Origin of the sequence: Nocardiopsis tropica, from assembly GCF_042660575.1 — a bacterium.
Lineage (GTDB): Bacteria > Actinomycetota > Actinomycetes > Streptosporangiales > Streptosporangiaceae > Nocardiopsis > Nocardiopsis tropica.
In genome coordinates this window covers 184,741-202,942 of sequence record NZ_JBHSUF010000003.1, presented here as the reverse complement: position 1 = coordinate 202,942, position 18,202 = coordinate 184,741, and the positions used below count along the sequence as shown (strand labels likewise).

At 71.4% G+C, this 18,202-nt stretch carries 14 protein-coding genes and 3 pseudogenes; 5 read left to right on the top strand and 12 right to left on the bottom strand.

Annotated features, from left to right (window positions below; all coding sequences use genetic code 11):
* Positions 1-107: 107 nt before the first annotated feature.
* The 4 genes from queC to ACFQBR_RS06510 all read right to left on the bottom strand — a co-directional run bounded on the left by queC (position 108) and on the right by ACFQBR_RS06510 (position 5,959).
* A complete protein-coding gene (queC, locus tag ACFQBR_RS06525; RefSeq protein WP_267949485.1) occupies positions 108-839 on the bottom strand; it encodes a 7-cyano-7-deazaguanine synthase QueC in 732 nt (243 codons plus the stop codon).
* Positions 840-995: 156 nt separating this feature from the next.
* The gene (locus ACFQBR_RS06520) at positions 996-3,824 is read right to left on the bottom strand and encodes an AAA family ATPase (RefSeq protein ID WP_344178612.1); all 2,829 of its coding nucleotides are present in this window, start codon (positions 3,822-3,824) and stop codon (positions 996-998) included.
* 104 nt (positions 3,825-3,928) lie between these two features.
* Positions 3,929-4,825 carry a class I SAM-dependent methyltransferase gene (locus ACFQBR_RS06515; RefSeq protein WP_344178610.1) on the bottom strand — a complete coding sequence of 299 codons (897 nt, stop codon included), beginning with the start codon at positions 4,823-4,825 and terminating at the stop codon, positions 3,929-3,931.
* 657 nt (positions 4,826-5,482) lie between these two features.
* The gene (locus tag ACFQBR_RS06510) at positions 5,483-5,959 is read right to left on the bottom strand and encodes a MarR family winged helix-turn-helix transcriptional regulator (RefSeq protein ID WP_344178607.1); all 477 of its coding nucleotides are present in this window, start codon (positions 5,957-5,959) and stop codon (positions 5,483-5,485) included.
* A 224-nt stretch (positions 5,960-6,183) separates the two neighbouring features.
* On the opposite strand from ACFQBR_RS06510, the gene ACFQBR_RS06505 reads away from it, so the two are divergent.
* Together ACFQBR_RS06505 and ACFQBR_RS06500 are read left to right on the top strand one after the other, a co-directional pair.
* Entirely contained in the window at positions 6,184-8,001 is a 1,818-nt protein-coding gene (locus ACFQBR_RS06505) for a flavin-containing monooxygenase (protein WP_344178604.1), read from the top strand.
* Positions 8,002-8,030: 29 nt separating this feature from the next.
* Positions 8,031-9,062: an SMP-30/gluconolactonase/LRE family protein gene (locus ACFQBR_RS06500; protein ID WP_344178603.1), complete on the top strand. Its 1,032-nt coding sequence runs from the start codon at positions 8,031-8,033 to the stop codon at positions 9,060-9,062.
* Between the two features lie 139 nt (positions 9,063-9,201).
* On the opposite strand, the gene ACFQBR_RS06495 is transcribed toward ACFQBR_RS06500, so the two are convergent.
* The 5 genes and pseudogenes from ACFQBR_RS06495 to ACFQBR_RS06480 form a co-directional block, all read right to left on the bottom strand.
* Complete coding sequence (locus ACFQBR_RS06495; RefSeq protein ID WP_344178602.1) at positions 9,202-9,588, bottom strand: hypothetical protein; 387 nt, start codon at positions 9,586-9,588, stop codon at positions 9,202-9,204.
* A 429-nt stretch (positions 9,589-10,017) separates the two neighbouring features.
* Positions 10,018-10,587: a transposase family protein gene (locus ACFQBR_RS06490; protein WP_344178600.1), complete on the bottom strand. Its 570-nt coding sequence runs from the start codon at positions 10,585-10,587 to the stop codon at positions 10,018-10,020.
* Positions 10,588-10,672: 85 nt separating this feature from the next.
* Positions 10,673-10,831: pseudogene (locus tag ACFQBR_RS33655) on the bottom strand (transposase family protein); the annotation flags it as partial.
* A gap of 256 nt (positions 10,832-11,087) precedes the next feature.
* Positions 11,088-12,332 (bottom strand): serine/threonine-protein kinase, encoded by a 1,245-nt coding sequence (locus tag ACFQBR_RS06485; protein WP_267949493.1) that lies wholly within the window; start codon positions 12,330-12,332, stop codon positions 11,088-11,090.
* Between the two features lie 246 nt (positions 12,333-12,578).
* Positions 12,579-12,806, bottom strand: a complete 228-nt coding sequence (locus tag ACFQBR_RS06480) for a hypothetical protein (RefSeq protein ID WP_267949494.1) — start codon at positions 12,804-12,806, stop codon at positions 12,579-12,581.
* 534 nt (positions 12,807-13,340) lie between these two features.
* Here ACFQBR_RS06480 and ACFQBR_RS06475 point away from each other — a divergent pair.
* Positions 13,341-13,532 (top strand): annotated as a pseudogene (locus ACFQBR_RS06475) (transposase); the annotation flags it as partial.
* Here ACFQBR_RS06475 and ACFQBR_RS06470 read toward each other — a convergent pair.
* Positions 13,512-13,982, bottom strand: a complete 471-nt coding sequence (locus ACFQBR_RS06470; RefSeq protein WP_378552403.1) for a DoxX family protein — start codon at positions 13,980-13,982, stop codon at positions 13,512-13,514. The pseudogene ACFQBR_RS06475 and the gene ACFQBR_RS06470 overlap by 21 nt on opposite strands.
* A 280-nt stretch (positions 13,983-14,262) precedes the next feature.
* Between ACFQBR_RS06470 and ACFQBR_RS06465 the strand changes: the two are divergent.
* Positions 14,263-15,410: pseudogene (locus ACFQBR_RS06465) on the top strand (IS3 family transposase).
* 49 nt (positions 15,411-15,459) lie between these two features.
* Here the strand turns inward: ACFQBR_RS06465 and ACFQBR_RS06460 are convergent.
* Together ACFQBR_RS06460 and ACFQBR_RS06455 are read right to left on the bottom strand one after the other, a co-directional pair.
* The gene (locus tag ACFQBR_RS06460) at positions 15,460-15,942 is read right to left on the bottom strand and encodes a transposase (RefSeq protein ID WP_378552401.1); all 483 of its coding nucleotides are present in this window, start codon (positions 15,940-15,942) and stop codon (positions 15,460-15,462) included.
* Positions 15,924-16,193, bottom strand: a complete 270-nt coding sequence (locus ACFQBR_RS06455; protein ID WP_378552398.1) for a transposase — start codon at positions 16,191-16,193, stop codon at positions 15,924-15,926. Before ACFQBR_RS06455 ends, ACFQBR_RS06460 begins: the two co-directional genes overlap by 19 nt.
* Positions 16,194-16,701: 508 nt before the next feature.
* On the opposite strand from ACFQBR_RS06455, the gene ACFQBR_RS06450 reads away from it, so the two are divergent.
* Entirely contained in the window at positions 16,702-18,009 is a 1,308-nt protein-coding gene (locus ACFQBR_RS06450; RefSeq protein ID WP_465264160.1) for a pyroglutamyl peptidase, read from the top strand.
* The last annotated feature ends 193 nt before the right edge of the window (positions 18,010-18,202 follow it).

Sequence of the window (18,202 nt, the reverse complement as noted above, 5' to 3'; positions counted from 1 at the left end):
TCAGGCCCGGATCGGCCCGGGCGGCCCGGTCAGGAGGCCCCGGGCGGCGTCGCGGAGGGGGGCCCGGACGCCCGTCCCGGCGGCTGACCGCTCCGTGCGGGGAGCGGTCAGGGCGCGGCGAAGCGCGCGTCGCCGTCCAGGTACTCGGTGGGGTCGGTGAGGCCCGCCTCCCGGAACGCTTCGGCCCGTTCGTAGCAGGTCCCGCACGTCCCGCAGTGGATGTCGCCCCCCTTGTAGCAGGACCAGCTGAGCCCCAGCGGCGCGCCGAGGCGCACGCCGTGCCGGGCGATGTCGGCCTTGGACCACGTCATGAAGGGGGTCTCGACGCGCGGTGCGGTGAACCCCTCGTTGGCGACCGCCACCAGGTTGCGCAGCGCGTCGACGAAGGCCGGGCGGCAGTCCGGGTACACGAAGTGGTCGCCGGCGTGCATCCCGAGCGCCACCGTGTCGGCCCGGCGGGCCACGGCCATCGACACGGCGAGGTTGGCGAGCACGGCGTTGCGGTTCGGGACGACCGTGGCGCGCATGGCCTCCTCCGCGTAGTGCCCGTCGGGGACGGTCACCCGGTCGTCGGTGAGGGCCGAGCCCGTGAGCAGCGACCCCAGTCCCGACAGGTCCAGCACGTGGTGTTCCGCACCGTAGTGGCGGGCGATCTCCCGTGCCGAGTCGATCTCCTTCCGGTGCCGTTGCCCGTAGTCGACCGTGAGGGCCACCAACCTGAACCGCAGCGCCGCGAAGTGCGCCAGCAGTGTCGTGGAGTCCATCCCCCCGGACAACACCACGACCGCGGTGAAGGGGTCGCGCGCGGCATCGTCGTGGAACGCGTCCTGTGCTTCCATCGGCATCTCCATCCCCATGGGGCGGCTCGGCGCCGGGGCGGCGCCCGGGCCCCGGCGGCTGTCATGTGGTCACAGTGTCGTGCGGGCGCGACCGGGGCACATCACGGCCCGCGACCGAAATGTTCTCGCGCGGTACCGAAGTGGCGCCGGACCCGGTCAGGGGCCGCCGACCAGGATCTCCCACGTCCCGGGACCGCCGAGGACCTTGCCGAACTCGCCCCGGCCGGAGATGCCGAGCTTGCGGTAGGCGCTCGACAGGTGCAGCTCCACGGTGCGGCGGGTGATGTGCCGGTTGCCGGCGATCGTCTTGTTGGCCTGGCCCAGGAGCGCGTCGATCAGGATCTCCCGTTCGCGCGGCGTCAGGGCGAGGATGCCCCGCACCGACACGTCCTGCGGGGCGCGCCCCTCCAGGGCCACCAGCTGGAGGCGTACGCGGTCGGCGAGGTCGCGCGCCCCCCGGTCGACGGCCAGCCCCGCCGACCGGCTCAGCGCGGCCACCGCCTCCTTGTGCCGCCCCAGCCGCGCCAGCACCGTCCCCAGTTCGGCTGTGGTCCTCGCCGTCTCGAGGTCGTGCCCGGTGCCCTGGAGCAGGTCGACCGCCGAGTGCAGCAGCTCCAGCGCCGCGGGGCCCCCGGAGAGCGAGCCCCACACGCGCAGTGCCCGCGCGCGCTCCTGCGGCGAGCCGGTCCCCTCGGCGAACTCCAGCTGCCTGCGGGCGACCCGCAGCGCCTCGTCGCGTGCCCCCGTCTTGGCCAGGAGCACGGCCCCCTCGCTCCGCCAGCAGAGCGTCCCCGGCCCCGCGGCCCCCGCCTCCTCGCGGCGGCGGACGATCCCCAGCAGCTCCTCGGCGCCCTCGGTCAGCTCACCGGCCCTCACGCGCAGCCTCGCCCGGGCGAGCGGGACGTCGGCGTCGTACCAGGCGGGCGGCACGTGGCCCTCGTGGTGGTGGCGGCGCAGCAGGGCCTCCGCCCCGGCGGGGTCGCCCAGGTCGAGCTGGACGTTGGCCAGCAGGCCGACGAGGCGGGTCCGGAACCTGCCGTAGCCGTGGCCCGCGTGGGCCGGCAGGTCCGACAGCCGCTCGGTGAGCACGTGCCGTGCCGCCTGGAGGTCGCCCGCGGCGTAGTGCCCGGCGGCCTCGGCGAGCTCGACCTCCGCACGCACCCAGCGGGGGAGGCGGTCCAGGTCGTCGACGAGCGCGCGCCGGCGCGCGAACGCCTCGGCTTGGTGGCCGCAGCCGACGAGCACCGACAGCGCGGCGGGGAGCGCCGCCGGGTGCAGCAGGAGGTCGTCCAGGTCGTGGTCCAGGGCCTCGCGCGCCTCGGCGAGCGCGACCGCGGGCACCCCGTCCAGCTGGTGGGAGGACAGCGCCCCCATGGCCGTGGCGGCGGGAGGGCGAGCCGCGCCGCCGGCGCCGCGGGCGCCCGCCGCGGGGGCCGTCGGCACGGGCGCCATGGACCGGCCGTAGGCCAGGAAGGACCGCGGCCAGTCCTCGCGCTCCGTGCCGGCGACCACGTCCCGCACCGCGTCCAGGACGGCGCGCTCGTCGTCGCGGCGGTCGTCCTCGCACAGCGTCGCGCCGATCAGGCCGAGCAGCCGGCGGCGGACCGACGCGTCGGCGGTGCGGCCGAGTATCTCCACCGCGGCGCGCAGCCCCGTCCTCCGGTCGAGAGCGATCCGGGCGGACGCGAGTTCGGGCGCGACGCGGGCCCAGGCGTCCTCGGTCCCGGCCTGGGCGGCGTACTCCAGGTAGCGGACCCGGTCCCGGGCGGAGGTGTCGGGGGCCCGGGCGGCCGTGATCATGGCGGTCGCCGACCAGGGGGTGTCCAGGGGGACCGTCGACGCCGCCAGGTGCCGGGCCGGCCGCTGCCCGGCGTCGCGGCGCCGGTGCAGGAAGGTGGCGGCGGCCAGGTGGGCGGCGTTGCAGCTCATCACGGTCATCGAGCCGAGCAGCGCGGTGCCCAGCAGCGGGTGGCGGAGCGCCACCGCGTGGTCGTCGGTGACCAGGCGCATCCGGACCAGGAGGTCGAGTGTGGCCAGCGTGTCCTCGAGGGGGGTGCCGCTGAGGCGCGCCACGAGCGCCGGGTCGGCCTCGCCGGAGGTGGACGCCACGACGATCGCCTCGGCCACCCGCCGGGCCCGGTGGTCGACGCGGTTGGCCCGTCCGATGACCGCCTCGGCCACGGAGGGGATCACGGCCTCGCGCAGTGAGGCCGCCGTGCGTGGAGGGACCGCCTGGGCCCGTATCCAGTCGCCCACGGCGCCGACCATGAACGGGTTGCCGGCGGTGATCCGGTGGCACGTGTCGACGAGGCCGGCGTCGGGGCGGCGGCCGAGCCGCTCGTGCAGCAGCGCGCCGGTCTCCCGCACCGACAGGCCGGTCAGGGTGGCGGTGCGGGCGCCGAGCAGCAGGTCCGCGAGCTCGGAGGGCGCCACGGGGGGCTCGCCGCTCCTGGTCGAGGCGACGAGGGTCACCGGCAGGTGCGCGACGTCCCGCAGGGCGTCCCGGAGCCGGACGAGCGAGGCCGGGCCCGCCAGGTCGACGTCGTCCAGCGCGATCAGCAGGGGGGCGTCCCGGGTCAGCGACTCCACCAGTTCCCGGAACCCGGCCGGTACGCCGTCCGAGGCGGGTTCCCGCGCGGGCGCGCCACCCGGGTCGACGCGGGCCCGCGGGCGCGCGGCGGCGTCCTCCGGCCCCTGCGGCTCCGCGGGGCGGTGGTCGGCGGCCAGCCGGAGCAGGTCGTCCGCGAGCGCGGCGACCAGCCGGTTCGCGTGCCGGGAGCACGCGATGAACGCCGCGCGGCCGTCGTGGCCCGGTGCGGGACGGCACACCGAGGCGAGAAGACTGGTCCGTCCCACCTTGGGCTCCCCCGTGACCACGTGGGAGGTGAGCCCCGTGCGCCTGCTGTGGTGGTGGGCCGACCGCAGTCTCGCGACCAGCTCGGCCCTGCCCGCGATCTCACCGTGCCGTGTCGGCGTGTCCAGCATCGTCGTCCTCGTGATCGGAGAAACCGAACCGATGGAGCCCCCGTCGGGGCCGTGGTCCGGGGCGGACGGAGGCGTCCGTGCCGCCCCGGCACGGCTGTCGGGGGTCAGGAACCGGGACGGGCGACCAGGACCGCGCCCTGGTCGCCGATCCCGTGGGGGCGGGCGGCGAAGTGGCGCTCCAGGGCCGGTTCCAGGGCGGCCCTGACCTCGTCGGCCCCGGGGTGGAGCTGGTACCAGAAGTCGGTCAGCACGGTCGCCGCCGCCGCGGCGCGCTTCGCCGGCTCCTCCTCGGCGAAGCGGACCGAGGCCTCCGTGCGGTGCAGCGAGAACTCCCCGAAGCCCCGTTCGGCGAGGAGGCGGGCGGCCGTCGCCAGCAGGTAGCCGTGGTGGTCGCGGGGGTCGCCGGAGACCGGGGCGCAGACGTCGTTGAACAGCCCCAGGACCTCGCTGTCGGCTCCGCCGACGATCAGCACGATCTTCGCCTCCGGGGCGCCCGGGTCGCAGACCCGGACCATCTCCGTGACGGCTTTCTCGACGTCGTCGACGAAGGGGAGGACCCACGCGCCGTAGACGGCGTCGAAGGAGGCGTCGGGGAAGGGGAGGTCCTCGGCGGTTCCCGCGAAGACGCTCACCCCGGCCTCGGCGGCCTCGTCCCGCATCGACTCCACCAGTTGCGCGTGCGGCTCGACGGTGGTGCAGTGCCCGATCCGGGCGGCGACGGCGCGGGAGAGCTCCCCGATGCCGCCGCCGACGTCGAGCACGTGACGGTTGGCTGCCATGAGGCTCTGGACGAGGGAGAGCTCCTCACCGCGTTCGAGCCTGGTCGCGAACCCCACCCATCCGTCGCCGGTCACCCTCCGCGGGCCGCGGAACCGGGCGGGCAGCAGGTCGCGGGGCCCCAGCGCGGGGTGCTCCAGGACCTGGGCGAGGGTGAGCCGTGTGCCCCCGGGTTCCCGGGGGGTGCTGCCGTGTGCCGGTGCATCCGCTCGTGCTTCGGTCATGCTCTGCGCACCTCTCTTAGCCGTGGGGGAGGGGGCCGTGTCCGGGGAAGTGCGGCCCTCTCCGCGGTCCCGTGTCGCCTGCGGCGCCGACCGCGGGCGGGAGCCCCGTCCTCGAACGTCCCGGAACGGACCGTGCCGCCGTGGTTCGCCGGTCCCGGCGCCGACCGCATGGGGAGGTATCCCCGTGAGGTGGAGGGGAAAACCGCGGGGTGGTGGAATTCCCCCTCCGGTTTTCCCGCTCCCGACCCGGGGGCCGCCGGAAAGGGATTTCCCCCGGTGGGAATGGCGGGCGGGCGATGTGTTTCCCGAGCGTGCGCGCGGAGGGTCGGAAACCGGGGGCGGCGCGGCCTCGCGCCGGCCCCGTCCGAGAGCCCGTGTGGCAAGGACTGTCGCAGGTGGCGCCTGGGGTGATGGCCCTGTTTGAGGCGGTCCGGGGGTCCCCTTTCCGGCTTCGCCGGAATTCCCTTGTGCGGGAATCCCGGAGCGGACCCGACTGTCGAACGGGGGACTCCGGTAAGCGGTGCGGTCGCACGAAAGAGCGAAAATTTCGGGCTGCCCGTTGTTTTTCCCGGGGCCGCCTCAAGAACAAATCGGTCTTCTTGTGTATATTGCCGGTCGAATTAAGCGGTGTATGGCAAGAAGGGAACCCGCAGGGGGTCAGTCCCGCTCGCCCATGAGGGAGATCTGCTCGCTGACCGCCCGGAAGCCCTGTTCGAGGGCGCGCAGGTCCTCCATGCGCAGGCCCATGAGGATGTCCCTGCGGAACGGGCGTGCCACGGCCAGGCGCCGTACGACCGAGGTGCCGAGGGGGGTGGCGTGGACGCGGCGGACGCGGTGGTCGTGGGGGTCGGTCGAACGCGTGGCGACGCCCTGGCCCACGAGCCGGTCGAGAAGGCCGGACATCGACGCCATGGAGACGCCGAACGAGGCGGACAGGCTTCTCCCCGTCGCCCCCTCCTCGGTGGTGACCAGGATCATCAGCACTTTGAGCTGTTGGATCGTGAGGTCCATCGAGAGCAGGTTCTGGAGGAGGGCGGTCAGTACGGCCTCCTCCATGGATCCGTTCAGGGTCTGGATCTCGTTCACGATGCGTTCGCGTTCGTGTTCGCCCTGTTCAGTCACCTCTCGTGGCATACCGCCATGATAGATCGCCGCGCGCGGGCCACCCCCCGACTCCAATACTTAGGACGATGCTAACCTTTTTGAGCACGGTTCACAGACACCTCCGTCGCAGCGCGTGACGAACGCCCCGATCCCCCGCGGAGCCCCGTCGGGCGGCGCCGCCGCCCCCGAGAGGACCTCCGGCCCCGCGCCCGCCGCCCCGCTGCGACACGTCGGCAACGAAGTGAGGACGGCACATGACCACAGCCTCCGGCGCGACCTCGAACATCGACGACCAGATCGAAGAGGTGGACCTCGAAGCGCTACGGGCCAGATACGCCCGGGAGCGCGACCGCCGCATCCGCCCCGACGGAGCGACCCAGTACCGCACGGCCGCCGGCGAGTTCGGCTACTACGCGAAGGACCCGTACACCCCGCGGACCGAGCGGGAGGCGCTGACGGACACCGTGGAGGTGCTCGTCATCGGCGGCGGGTTCGGCGGGCTCACCACCGGGGCGCGGCTGCGGCAGGCGGGCGTCGAGTCCCTCCGGATGATGGACGAGGCGGGCGACTTCGGCGGGACCTGGTACTGGAACCGCTACCCGGGCATCCACTGCGACATCGAGTCGTACTCCTACATGCCCCTGCTGGAGGAGGTCGGCTACGTGCCCAAGTGGCGCTACGCCCCCGGGGAGGAGATCCGGCAGCACGCGGTGGCGATCGCCGAGACCTTCGGCCTGTACCGCGACGCGCTGTTCCACACGCGGGTCACCGGCCTGGAGTGGGACGAGCAGGCGGACGAGTGGGTGGTCGAGACCGACCGCGGCGACCGCATGCGCGCCCGGTTCGTCATCACCTCCTCGGGCACGCTCACCCAGCCGAAGCTGCCCGGCATCCCCGGCATCGAGACCTTCCGGGGCCACACCTTCCACACGAGCCGGTGGGACTACGGCTACACGGGCGGCGACCAGGAGGGCGGACTCGACGGCCTCGCGGACAAGAGGGTCGCGGTCGTGGGCACCGGGGCCACGGGCGTCCAGGTCATCCCGCACCTGGGCCGCGACGCGCAGCACCTGTACGTGTTCCAGAGGACCCCCTCCTCGGTGGACGTGCGCGACAACCGGCCCACCGACCCGGAGTGGGCGGCGTCCCTGCGCCCGGGCTGGCAGCGCGAGCGCATGGAGAACTTCCTCGCGATCGTCTCCGGCGAACAGGTCGGGACCGACCTGACCCGGGACGGCTGGACGTCGACGGCGCGGCTCCAGCGCAAGATGATCACCGGCACGCTGGACACCGGCCTCCCCCCGGAGGAGCGCGAGAGGATCGACGAACTCGTCGACGCGCGGAAGATGAACCAGATCCGGGCCCGCGTGGACGAGGTCGTCGACGACCCGGCCACGGCCGAACTGCTCAAGCCCTGGTACCGCTACATGTGCAAGCGGCCCTGCTTCAGCGACCACTACCTCCAGACCTTCAACCGGCCCGACGTCACCCTCGTCGACACCGCCGACCACGGCGGCATCACGCGCATGACCGAGGACTCGATCGTCGTCGGGGACACCGAGTACCCCGTCGACTGCGTCGTCTTCGCCACCGGGTTCGACGTGGGCCGCTCCGGGGTCATGTCCGGCACGCTGCCGGTGCGCGGGCGCGGCGGTCGGGGACTGCTGGAGTCGTGGAGCCGCGGGCCCAGCACGCTGCACGGCTTCTACAGCAACGGGTTCCCCAACCTCTTCCACCTGGGGGCACTGCAGAACGCGAACTCCGTGAACTTCGCTCACATCCTGCTGGAGCAGGCCGAGCACATCGCCGCCGTCGTCGCCGAGGCCCGCAAGAGCGGCGTTCCCGTGGTCGAGCCCTCGCAGGAGGCGGCCGACGAGTGGGGCCGGACCGTCCGGGAGACGGCGCACGACAACTCCGCGTTCCAGGCCGAGTGCACGCCCGGCTACTACAACCGCGAGGGGGCCGGCGTCCACGGCGGTTCCTCCTACAGCCCCGGCCCCGTCGCCTTCCACCGGCTGCTCGGGGACTGGCGCAAGAGCAGCATCGGCGACGTCCTGGGCGCGAAGCCGTGACCCGTCCGCCCCGACCGAAGGGAAACCGTATGGAACCGCACCGCCGCACCACGCGACGCACGGTGATCGCCCGGGCGCTTCCGGCCCTCGTCCTCGCGGTCGCGGCGACGGGCTGCGCCGACGCCGCCGCCACCAGCACGGACGGCGAGGGGGACCGGACGGCCGAGCTGCTCGTCCAGGTCACCTCCGTCCACGAGGAGACGGGGATGACCCTCCTGGAGGGGCCGACCTTCGCCCCGGACGGAGGCCTCCTGGTCGTCGACGTCACCGCACCCGCCGGGGAGCCCAAGGTGCTCAGGGTGGACACCGGCTCCGCCGAGGTGGAACCGGTCTTCACGCACGGGGACGGCGCGTACACGTCGGCCCAGTTCAGCCCGCTCGACGACCGGCTGTACCTGACGGACTTCGCCGGGGGGAGGATCGACAGCATCACCCCGGAGGGGGAGGACCACACCACGTTCTTCTCCGGGGACGTCGACGGGACGCCCATGCAGCCGGACGACCTGGCCTTCGACGAGGCGGGGAACATGTACGTCAGCGACTCGACCGGGTTCGGCGATCCGGCCTGGGAGCCCCGGGGCCGGGTCGTCAGGATCGACGGGGAGACGGCCGAGGCGACCGTCCTGGCGGACGAGCTCCCGGCACCGAACGGCATCTCGTTCAGGGAGGACTTCGGGGGCCTCTGGGTCGGCCAGTACGCCGCGAACCGCGTCGACCACTACGAGCTCGACGAGGACGGGACCTCGGTGGTGACCTCCCACGCCGCCATCCACTTCGACGGCGGCACGAGCCGGATCGACTCCATCGCCGTCGACGCCGAGGGCAACCTCTACCAGGCGGTCCACGGCCAGCCGAGCATCTTCGTGTACAGCTCGACGGGTGAGCACCTGGCGACGGTGAGCGTGCCGTCCGACGACGCCGAGGGCCTGGAGTCGGCGACCAACGTCGCCATCGCACCGGGCACGACCGACGCGTACATGACCGTGAGCGGCGAGGACGGCGGGTTCGTCTACTCGTTCGAGGCCCTGGGCGAGGGGATCCGCCAGTCCAACGGGGGCTGACCACCGCGGGGGCGGGCAACCGCCCCGCCGACTCCGGGGTACGGGCCGGGGCCTTCGCGTGAAGGCCCCGGCCCGGGGAAGCCGCCTCGCAGGGCCTGGGGGCAGGGGCTCGGCGTTCACCGGAAGCCGGTTCGTCCTGTTACTGCTTGGCGGTCATGGAAATGCCGCTCATGGCGAGTGAGAACAACCGGACGAAGACCTTCCTCACGTCGGGGTCGCGGTCGATTCTCTCCAGTGAGAAAAATCTTGGAGGGTTGAGGTCCATCGTCGTCATGCCGCCGCCTCCTCCCTCGGGGGTCGAGAAGATCAGGAGGCACCGGTAGGACCGCACGACCCCTCCCCGCTCCTCGCGCATGAACGATTGGAGGAGGACGTCTTCTTCCTTCACCTGCCTGCGGAGCGCATGCTCTGAGCTCCACCGGGTTCCCCACCCCCGCTCCTCCGCCTCCAGCTGGATTTCGAGCAGGGTGGGGAAACTGATCCGGCACACGCGGAAGTCGGGGTCGCTCGAATGAATGGTGGGCATCAGGGAAAATTCTCCACGGTAGGCGTCTGCGCGGGTCGGCGTGCCGGGGGTTGTGCCGCCCTGGGATCTCGCGCCGATTCCATTTTTGCGCTCGAGGCCGAACGGGCGGACCTGTGGCCCCGGTTGCAGGTGTATGGCCGGCCGCCGGAGCGAGGAGACTCGCATCCGTGCACTGTTGGCCGGGTGGCCGGTCGGGGGCCGGACACACGGGCCGGGCGGCCGCAGCCGGTCCGGCTCGCGGCCGGGTGTCGGCGCCCGGTTGCCCCGCTACCGTGTGCCGGCGAGTCCGCCCATCACCTCGTACGTCTGCCGCGGATTCAGCGGCGGGTGGGGGAGCGGTCCCCGGGCGGCCTCCCAGTGAAGGCAGCAGGCCTTACGAGTTGGTGCGTGATAGCGGGTGAGGCATGGTGGACCCGTCCGCGGTGCTGGTCAGGTGTTCGCGGTGCGGTCGCAGACCAGCCCGGCGATGGCCCGGTAGGTGGCCGGAAGGTTCTCCCGCCGATGGGTCCAGCGCGTCAACTGCTTCCAGCGCTTGTGGTCGGCCAGGGCGTGCTCGACGGTGATTCGATCTGCCGAATGCGCGTGGCGGTGGTGCTTCCACTGCTCATGGAACTCGGGTAGGGCACTCTTGTTCGGTTTGCGCGGCGGAGTGCGGGCCTGCTGCGGGTGGTCACGTCGCAGACCCGGATAACCGTCATCCAGTAGTACTTCTACCTGCGGGAAGAACCGGAAACAGGAGTCGATGCCCTCGATGCGTGCCGCGGTGGCGTCGTGCATCCGACCTGGGCGCATCGTGTCGGTCCACAAGGTGCGCCCGTGGTGGTCGGCCACGACGGTGGCCTTCATCGTGTTCTGCTTCTTCTTGCCCGAGACGAACGCCCGCCGGCCGCCCCGTCCCGCGCGTGGCCGCCGGACTTGGATCTCGGTGGCGTCCAGCCGCAGTTCCACACCCTCGGCGTGGGCGTGGGCGAAGACGTCTTCCAAGGTGCGCAGACGCACCCCCGGGCGGTTCGGGACCGCGTGTCCACGCTCGGCCGGCAGGGTGCGGATCTGGCCGACGGCGCGGGGGAAGAGTGGAGCGGTCCACCCCGAACAGCAGGCCCAGGACCGCGTGCGGCAGGTCATGGCGCAGGTGGATCAGAGTGGCCACCAGGCGGTCGACGAAGACCAGGCGGTGCCGGGCACCCGCCCCAGCTGTCCGTTTCCTCGACCCGCCCCGGACCTGGTTCTTGTGGTTTTCCACGGCCACTTCCCAGGGGTGGGCCAGTTCCTCGACGAGCGCGGCCAGGTGGTGACGGGAGATACCGGTAAACCAGGGGTGGGCCAGGACCGCGCGGTTGAGCTTGATCGCCACAGCCAGAGCATGTCACGACTCTTCAGCGGAGCTTCACCCGCTATCACGCACCAGCTCGTAAATCCTGGAGCGTTCCTCCTAGCCCCCAACAAGGCCATCCAGCCACCCGCACCGAGCTGAAGAGCACATCAGGCCGGGGAAGCGCTTATGCCTTCGCCCCAGCCGCGCGGCGGTACCAGGCCTCCGCCTCCCTCGTCTCGCCCCGCTCCTTCAGCAGGTTCCCGAGGTTGTTCATGGCGCGGGTGTAGTTGCCGTCCTCGGCAATGGCTTGGCGGTACCATTGCTCGGCCTCATCCTTCTCGCCCTGCCCCTTCAGCAGGTACCCGAGGTTGTTCATGGCGCGGGGGTGGCCATCCTCAGCGGCGCGCCGGAACCAGTCCTCGGCCTCATCCTTCTCGCCCTGCCCCTGGAGCAGGATGCCGAGGTTGTTCATGGCGCGGGTGTTGCCGCCCTCAGCGGCGCGCCGGTACCAGTCCTCGGCCTCATCCTTCTCGCCCTGCTCCTGGAGCAGGATGCCGAGGTTGTTCATGGCGCGGGTGTTGCCGCCCTCGGCGGCGTGGCGCAGTCGGGGATCTTCGTCATCTTCGGAGAGAGTGGCGGGTGTTTCGAGGCGAGGGGGTGTGGTGCGGCCGGTGAGGAGCATGTCTAGGATCTGGCGTGCGGTGGGTCGCTGGTCGGGGTCCTTGGCCATGCACGCCAGCACGATGCCCAGGAGCGGGTCGGCCAGGTCCCCGGTCTGGGGCGGGTGGTTGAGGACCCGGTTGATGCGTGAGGCCTGGGTGGGGCCGGGGAAGGCTTCCGAACCGGTCGCCGCGTGAATCATGACCGCACCCCAGGCGAACAGGTCCGCGGCCGACCCCAGGGTGGTGCCCTCGATCTGCTCGGGGGCCATGTAGCCCAGGGTGCCGATCCGGGTGGCCGTGGAGGTCTCGGCGGCGTCCAGGGCGCGGGCGATCCCGAAGTCGATCACCCGCGGCCCGTCCGGACCCAGCAGGATGTTCGCGGGCTTGAGGTCGCGGTGCACCACCCCGGCGGCGTGGATCGCGCTCAGCGCGGTGATGGTCTGCACCGCCAGGCGCTGCAGGTCCCCGCCGGTGCGGGGGCCGTCCTGCCGGACGGCCTGGGACAGGGTGGGGCCCTCGATGTACTCGGTAGCGATCCAGGGCCGGTCGGCCTCGGCGTCGGCGTCCACGATCTGGGCCAGGCAGAACCCCTGCACCTTGCGGGCGTTGACCAGTTCCTGGGAGAAGTAGCGGCGCACCTGGGCGTCCTTGGCCAGGTGGGGGTGGAGCAGCTTGACCGCCGCGCGCCGCCCGACGGCGTCCTGGCCCAGGTGGACCGTGCCGAACCCGCCCGAGCCCAGCTCCCGCACCAGACGGAACCCGCCCACGTGTTGGCCCCCACCCACCGCTGCTCCCAATTGTTCGCCGTTCCTTGCTCAACCAATCTAGACAGATGCGAGCGAAGGCGCTATCGGATCGTTGGCGAACCCTGGTGGGGTCTACCGCTAAATCATGTAGCGATTATCCTCGCCCCGGGCTACCTTGCGGCTCCCGTGGCTTCGGGAGAACCGGCCCACTGACACACCTGGCAGATCCACGCCACCTTCGGCTACCGCGAGTTCCCCGCGGAAGCCTCACTCACCTCCGCCACCATCATCTCCGTCCTGGTTGAGCATGCTTTGCGGGCTCCAGAACTTCCGCAGGGGGCCCAGGCCATACCAGGTCAGGAAGCCGACAAAGCCGAACAAGAAAAAACCCTCAAGGAGGCTGCTTCTGGAGAAGGCCCAGATCCCCAGGAGCACGGAGAACTGGGCGATCAGTCCCAGGACGGCGATCGTGCACACAACCACGACGGTCTTCATGATCCCAAAGACGCCCGCAACGGATTCGTGCAACTCGTCCGTAAATTCTTTCTGTTCCGCTCGCTCCGCCGCTGCCCGCGGCCCGGCGTCGGGCGGCGCGATACCCGGGAGGTGGGAGGCCGCTGTCGGCCGAAGGTTGGGAGAGTCCGGCGTATGCCCTGCTGGCAGCCTGCTTGCAGCCCCGCCCCACAAGGACCGAGCTGCCTGCCAGAAGAAGGCCGCGGCCCCAACCCACAACGCAGCCCCGAGATACCAAATCACCATACTCCACGCAAGAGGCGCAAGAATAGCACATGAGATGGAAAGTCCTAATAGTGTCAGACCGAGGTGGGTTCGGTGTTTCATCGCCACGCTCCTACTGTTCTTGTCCCCACCCTTTTAAACGCAGGCGCCGCTTCGGTGGTTCCATGCCTAGCGGGAGCGCGTATCCGGGTATCGCCCATTTTGTGGCCGTTCATGCTGAACGATCACGGAAAGTCGTGTTCGGGGCTTCGGGGCTTCGGTGCGCCGGGGCTTTTCGTGGCGTGGCGCAATTGGCTGCGCGGCTCCAATGAGAACACCAACGGCCTGCTCAGTCAGTACTTCCCCAAGGGCACGGACCTGTCGGTCCACTCCCGCGAGGACCTGGACGCGGTCGCTGTCGAGCTGAACTCCCGCCCACGCAAAACGCTCGGCTGGGAAACCCCAGCCGAGCGCCTCGCTAAGCTACTCGCCGCAACCAACTGACCTCACGTGTTGCGACGACTCCTGGAATTCGCCTTGGTTTGCCCCGAGCCAGCGACGCACCGTCCGGACGAGGGCGGCGGTGTCGTGTCGGCGGAACCAGGCCACGACACAGACGAGGACCAGGGTGGCCGCCGGGATGGCGACCAGGTCCGGGGTCGCGATGGCGCTCAGGACCGTCGCGCCGATCATCAGCGGGATCTGGCAGAACAAGGCGAGGCCGCACAGCCGGGGAATGAGCAGCGCGATCGCCCCGGCGAGCTCCAGCCAGCCGACGACGACCATGCCGGGGATGCCGAGTCCGATCAGCTCGAACGGCGCGACGGCGATGGGGTCGGCCATCGCCTTCGGGAGGGCGATGAACGCGAATACGACGGCCAGCAGCACCTGCAACGTCCAGAGGGTGACTGTGCCGGCGACGGGTCGGGGTCGGGGACGGGTTGAGGGTGTCATCGTGGGCATGTCGGTTCCTGTCGTGGTCGACCGTGTCCCGGTCTGAAGTCGTGAGGTGGCGCAACAAATTAGAAACCGTGCCGCTGCGGCATACTCAAGGCCCGCACCGAGGGAAGTGGAGAAAGCTCGCCTCCTGGTGCGTGGCGAGCACTTGACCAGGTCAGAGCAGAACAGGCTAATGACCGGGCAGTTCGGCATCGGTCAGATGATGGTGTGTCCTGCGTTTTTCGGAGTCGGATTTCTGGATCCTGGGACCACGTGACCCTTGAAGGAGGGCATCGTGGGACGTCGTGGATACCCCGCCGAGTTCCGCCGCAAGGTCCTGGACCTGGCCTGGGCCGGACGCAGCGTCGCGGACGTGGCACACGATCTGGACATCAGCACCGAGACGATCTACGCCTGGCGGCGCCAGGACCGCATCGACCAAGGCCTGGCCCCGGGCAGGACCAGCACCGAGAAGACCGAGCTGGCCGCGGCCAACAAGCGCATCGCCGAACTGGAGACCGAACTGGCCATCCACCGCCGGGCCAGTGAGCTGTTGGGGAAGGTGGTGCCCCCAAAAGACGGTTCGCGGCGATCGCGGTGACGGCCACCGAGGGACATCCGGTCCAGGTCGCCGTCCGGGTCCTGGGGGTGTCCGAGTCGGGGTTCTACGCCTGGCGCGACCGCGGACCCTCGGCCCGCTCGGTCCGGCATGTGCTGCTCACTGACACCATCCGCCAGATCCACGCCGCATCCAACGGCGTCTACGGGGTGCGGCGGGTGCACGCCGAACTCACCTTGGGCCGTGGACTACGCGTCTGGCATGGGACGGTGGCGATGCTGATGTCCCGGGCCGGCGTCAAGGGGATCGCCGGCCGCCCGAAGTGGCGGCGTGCGCGTCCAGACCTGGTCTCTTCCGACCTGGTGGATCGCCGGTTCGCCCGCCAGGGCCTGGATCAGCTGTGGGTCACCGATATCACCGAGCATCCCACCCGCCAGGGCAAGGTGTACTGCGCGGTGGTGCTGGACGTGTGCTCGCGGCGTGTGGTCGGGTGGGCGATCGATTCCTCGCCTACGGCGGCGTTGACCACGAACGCGCTCGGGATGGCCATCGACAACCGTGAACCAAACCCGGGGACGGTGATTCACTCCGATCATGGCGTGCAGTTCGGGTCGTGGGCCTTCACGCGTCGGGCCAAGGAGTCCGGGCTGGTGCCCTCGATGGGATCGATCGGGGACTGCTACGACAATGCCGTCATCGAGTCGTTCTGGTCGCGTATGCAGGTCGAGTTGCTGGATCGGCGCAGGTGGAGGACCCGCATGGAGTTGGCCAACGCGATCTTCGAGTATTTGGAGATCTTCCACAATCGGCAACGGCGGCATTCGGCGATCGGCTGGCTGACACCCGTAGAGTTCGAGAAGAGACTACCGAGCACCGTGGCCTGAGAATCCGAAAACACGGCTCCACCGAAGCCGGTACATGCCAGAGCCTCCATCACACCCGGCACGAAACAAGCCCTGCCGCCACGTGCACCGACGCAACGCGGCGCGCCCCCTGTCCCAGGGCTAGGTCCTTCAACGAGCGGGCCGGGGTCCGGTAGCACGGCAGACGCGGCCCCGGCCCGGACCGCTCGGGCGCCTGGGGCACCGCCCCACCGGGATGGGCGTTCAGATCACCGCGCACCGCGACCACGTAGTCCAGGCCCCGCTCGGCCAACCCGTGGCGCAAGCCATGGAACTGCCCGTAGCCGGCATCCGCCGCCACCACCTGGTCGGCCAGCCCCCAGGAGCGGGTCTCATCGGCCATGTCCAGGGCCGGCCGCCATTTCTCCCGGTGGTCGACCTGGTCGGGCACCCCGGTCTTGGCCCGACGCGGCTCTTGGGGGTCTGCCCAGTCCTTGGGCAGGTAGAGCCGCCATGCCAGGGGGACGGAGGCGGCATCGGTGACCGCGTGCAGGCTCACCGCGCTCTGGCACACCGCCTGCTTGCCCAGGGCCCCGCACCACTGGTGGGCCGCCCCACCGACTCGGCGCCGGCTTTGGGCAGGCCCGAGTCGTCGATCACCCACGCATCCGGGGTGATCGCCTTACTCACCTTGGTGGCCAGGCGTCGTTGGACGGGGGTGTGCTCCCACGGGGACTGGCCCACGAACTGCTGCAGGGCCTGCATGTTGCCGTCCGGGAGGCGCTCGGTTATGGGCTGGATGGACTTGCGCCGCCCGTCCAGCATCAGACCGCGCAGGTAGCAGTTGCCCCAGGCCCGGGAGTCCTTGCGGGGATGGACGCGAAGACCTCGGCGCAGAACGCATCGAGGTCCTCGCGCAGCTCTTCTACAGCGGCCGGATCCACGCGTCCATGATGGCGGGACCGAGCCGAGAAATCAGATACTCAACGAAGTACTACTAGGTGGGAGTCGGTGATGGCTGAACGATGGGTGCTCCCATCAAGGAAGAAGCCGTATGCGGTCCGACCTGTGACAACACCCGACCGCTCTGCACTACTGGGACATGTACACCGGGCGCGACCGCTTCGAGCGGTTCCACCCCGAGCCGCTCGCCCAGGGAACCGCGGCGTAGCGCACCGCGCGGCGCCGCCCCCGGCCTGCGTCGGCCCCGGCCGGCGCAGGGCCGACGTCCGGGTACGGCCGTCCCGGTACCCCCGGCCGATGACCCGCACCGGTCCGTTCCCTAGCGTGGTGTGGCACCAGGAAGTGGAACGACCGGAAGGAACAGGACATCTTGTCGAACAGGTCACAGAGCCGCAGCGGAGCGGGCGCGCGTATCCGGCAGGCGGGCCCCCGCGTCGCCGCCTCGGCGCTCATCCTGGCCCCCGCCCTCGCCCTGGCCGCCCCGGCGCAGGCCGAGCCGACGCCCGCATGCCTCGGTGAGGAGGGCGCCACCGTCGAGGAGGCGCGGATCGCCGGGGAGGTCCCGCAGGAGATCCTGGCCAGATCCGGGTTCGCCGCGGACGTGGACCGCTTCACCGAGGAGCTGTGCGCGGCCTCCGACACGGACGAGGCGGGCGAGATCGTCGCGCGCCACGCCGACGCGCTCTGGCGCAAGGCGGTGGACCGCGTCCGCGGGACCGGTGTCGTCGAGGGGGACCTCAGCGCCGGGGACGACCGGCCGCTCTACTGGGCGCGGCTCGGCATGACCTCGGCCCTGCACCGCTGGGAACCGGGCTTCGAGCTGGCCGGGGCCGACCGCGAGGCTCTCGTGGCCGACATGGACCGCCGCTCCCGCGGCCAGGACGACGCCGGCTTCGCCGGGGACCCGGGCGGCCCCGGGGTGTCCCGCGTCGTCGTGACCGGGTTCGACCCGTTCCAGCTCGACAACGACATCCGCCAGGCCAACCCCTCCGGTGCGGCCGCCCTCGCCCTGGACGGAGCGGTGATCGAGACCGGCGACGGCGTCGCGGTCGTCGAGGCGATGCTCTTCCCGGTGCGCTGGCGCGACTTCACCGACGGCATGGTCGAGCACGCCCTCCTGCCGCACTACACCGGCGACCGGCCGGCCGACGCGGTCATCACCGTCAGCCAGGGCCGGGACGGCCGGTTCGACCTGGAGGCGCACAACGGCGCCTGGCGCGGCGGCGCCGCGGACAACGAGTCGGTCGGCACGCCGGAGACGGCCCCCATCCCCGACGGCGTCCCCACCGTCACCCCCCAGCCGCAGTGGTCCGACTCCTCCCTGGACCACCCGTCCATCATCGGGGAGACCGGCGGGGAGCCCTTCCCCGTGGTCGACAACACCCAGGTGACCGAGATCCCGGCGGGCGGGACCACGCCGGTGGTGCGCCCGGACGGGCCCACGCCCGGATCCGAGGCGCGGGCCGGGGGCGGGGGCAACTACCTCTCCAACGAGATCGCCTACCGCAACACCCTGCTGCGCGACGCCACCGGCCTGGACATCCCGGCCGGGCACGTGCACACGCCGATCCTGCACTTCGGGCCCGGCGGCGGCGTCACCGACCCCGAGTTCGAGGAGAACCGCGCGGCCATCTCCGGCCAGGTCGAGGCCATCGTCGCGGCCGCCGTCCGACCGTGACCGCCGGGGGCGGGCGTCGCCACGGGCGCCCGCCCCCGCGACCCCCGGACCGCCGTCCGTCCCGTCGTGGGGGCTGCGCGGCGGGACGGACGACTGACGCTTTTCGCAGGACGTTCACCAGGAGATTCCCACCGGCGAAACGGGGAGGCGGTCCGGGACCCGGTCCGGACATTTCCCCGGAGGAACGGAACGG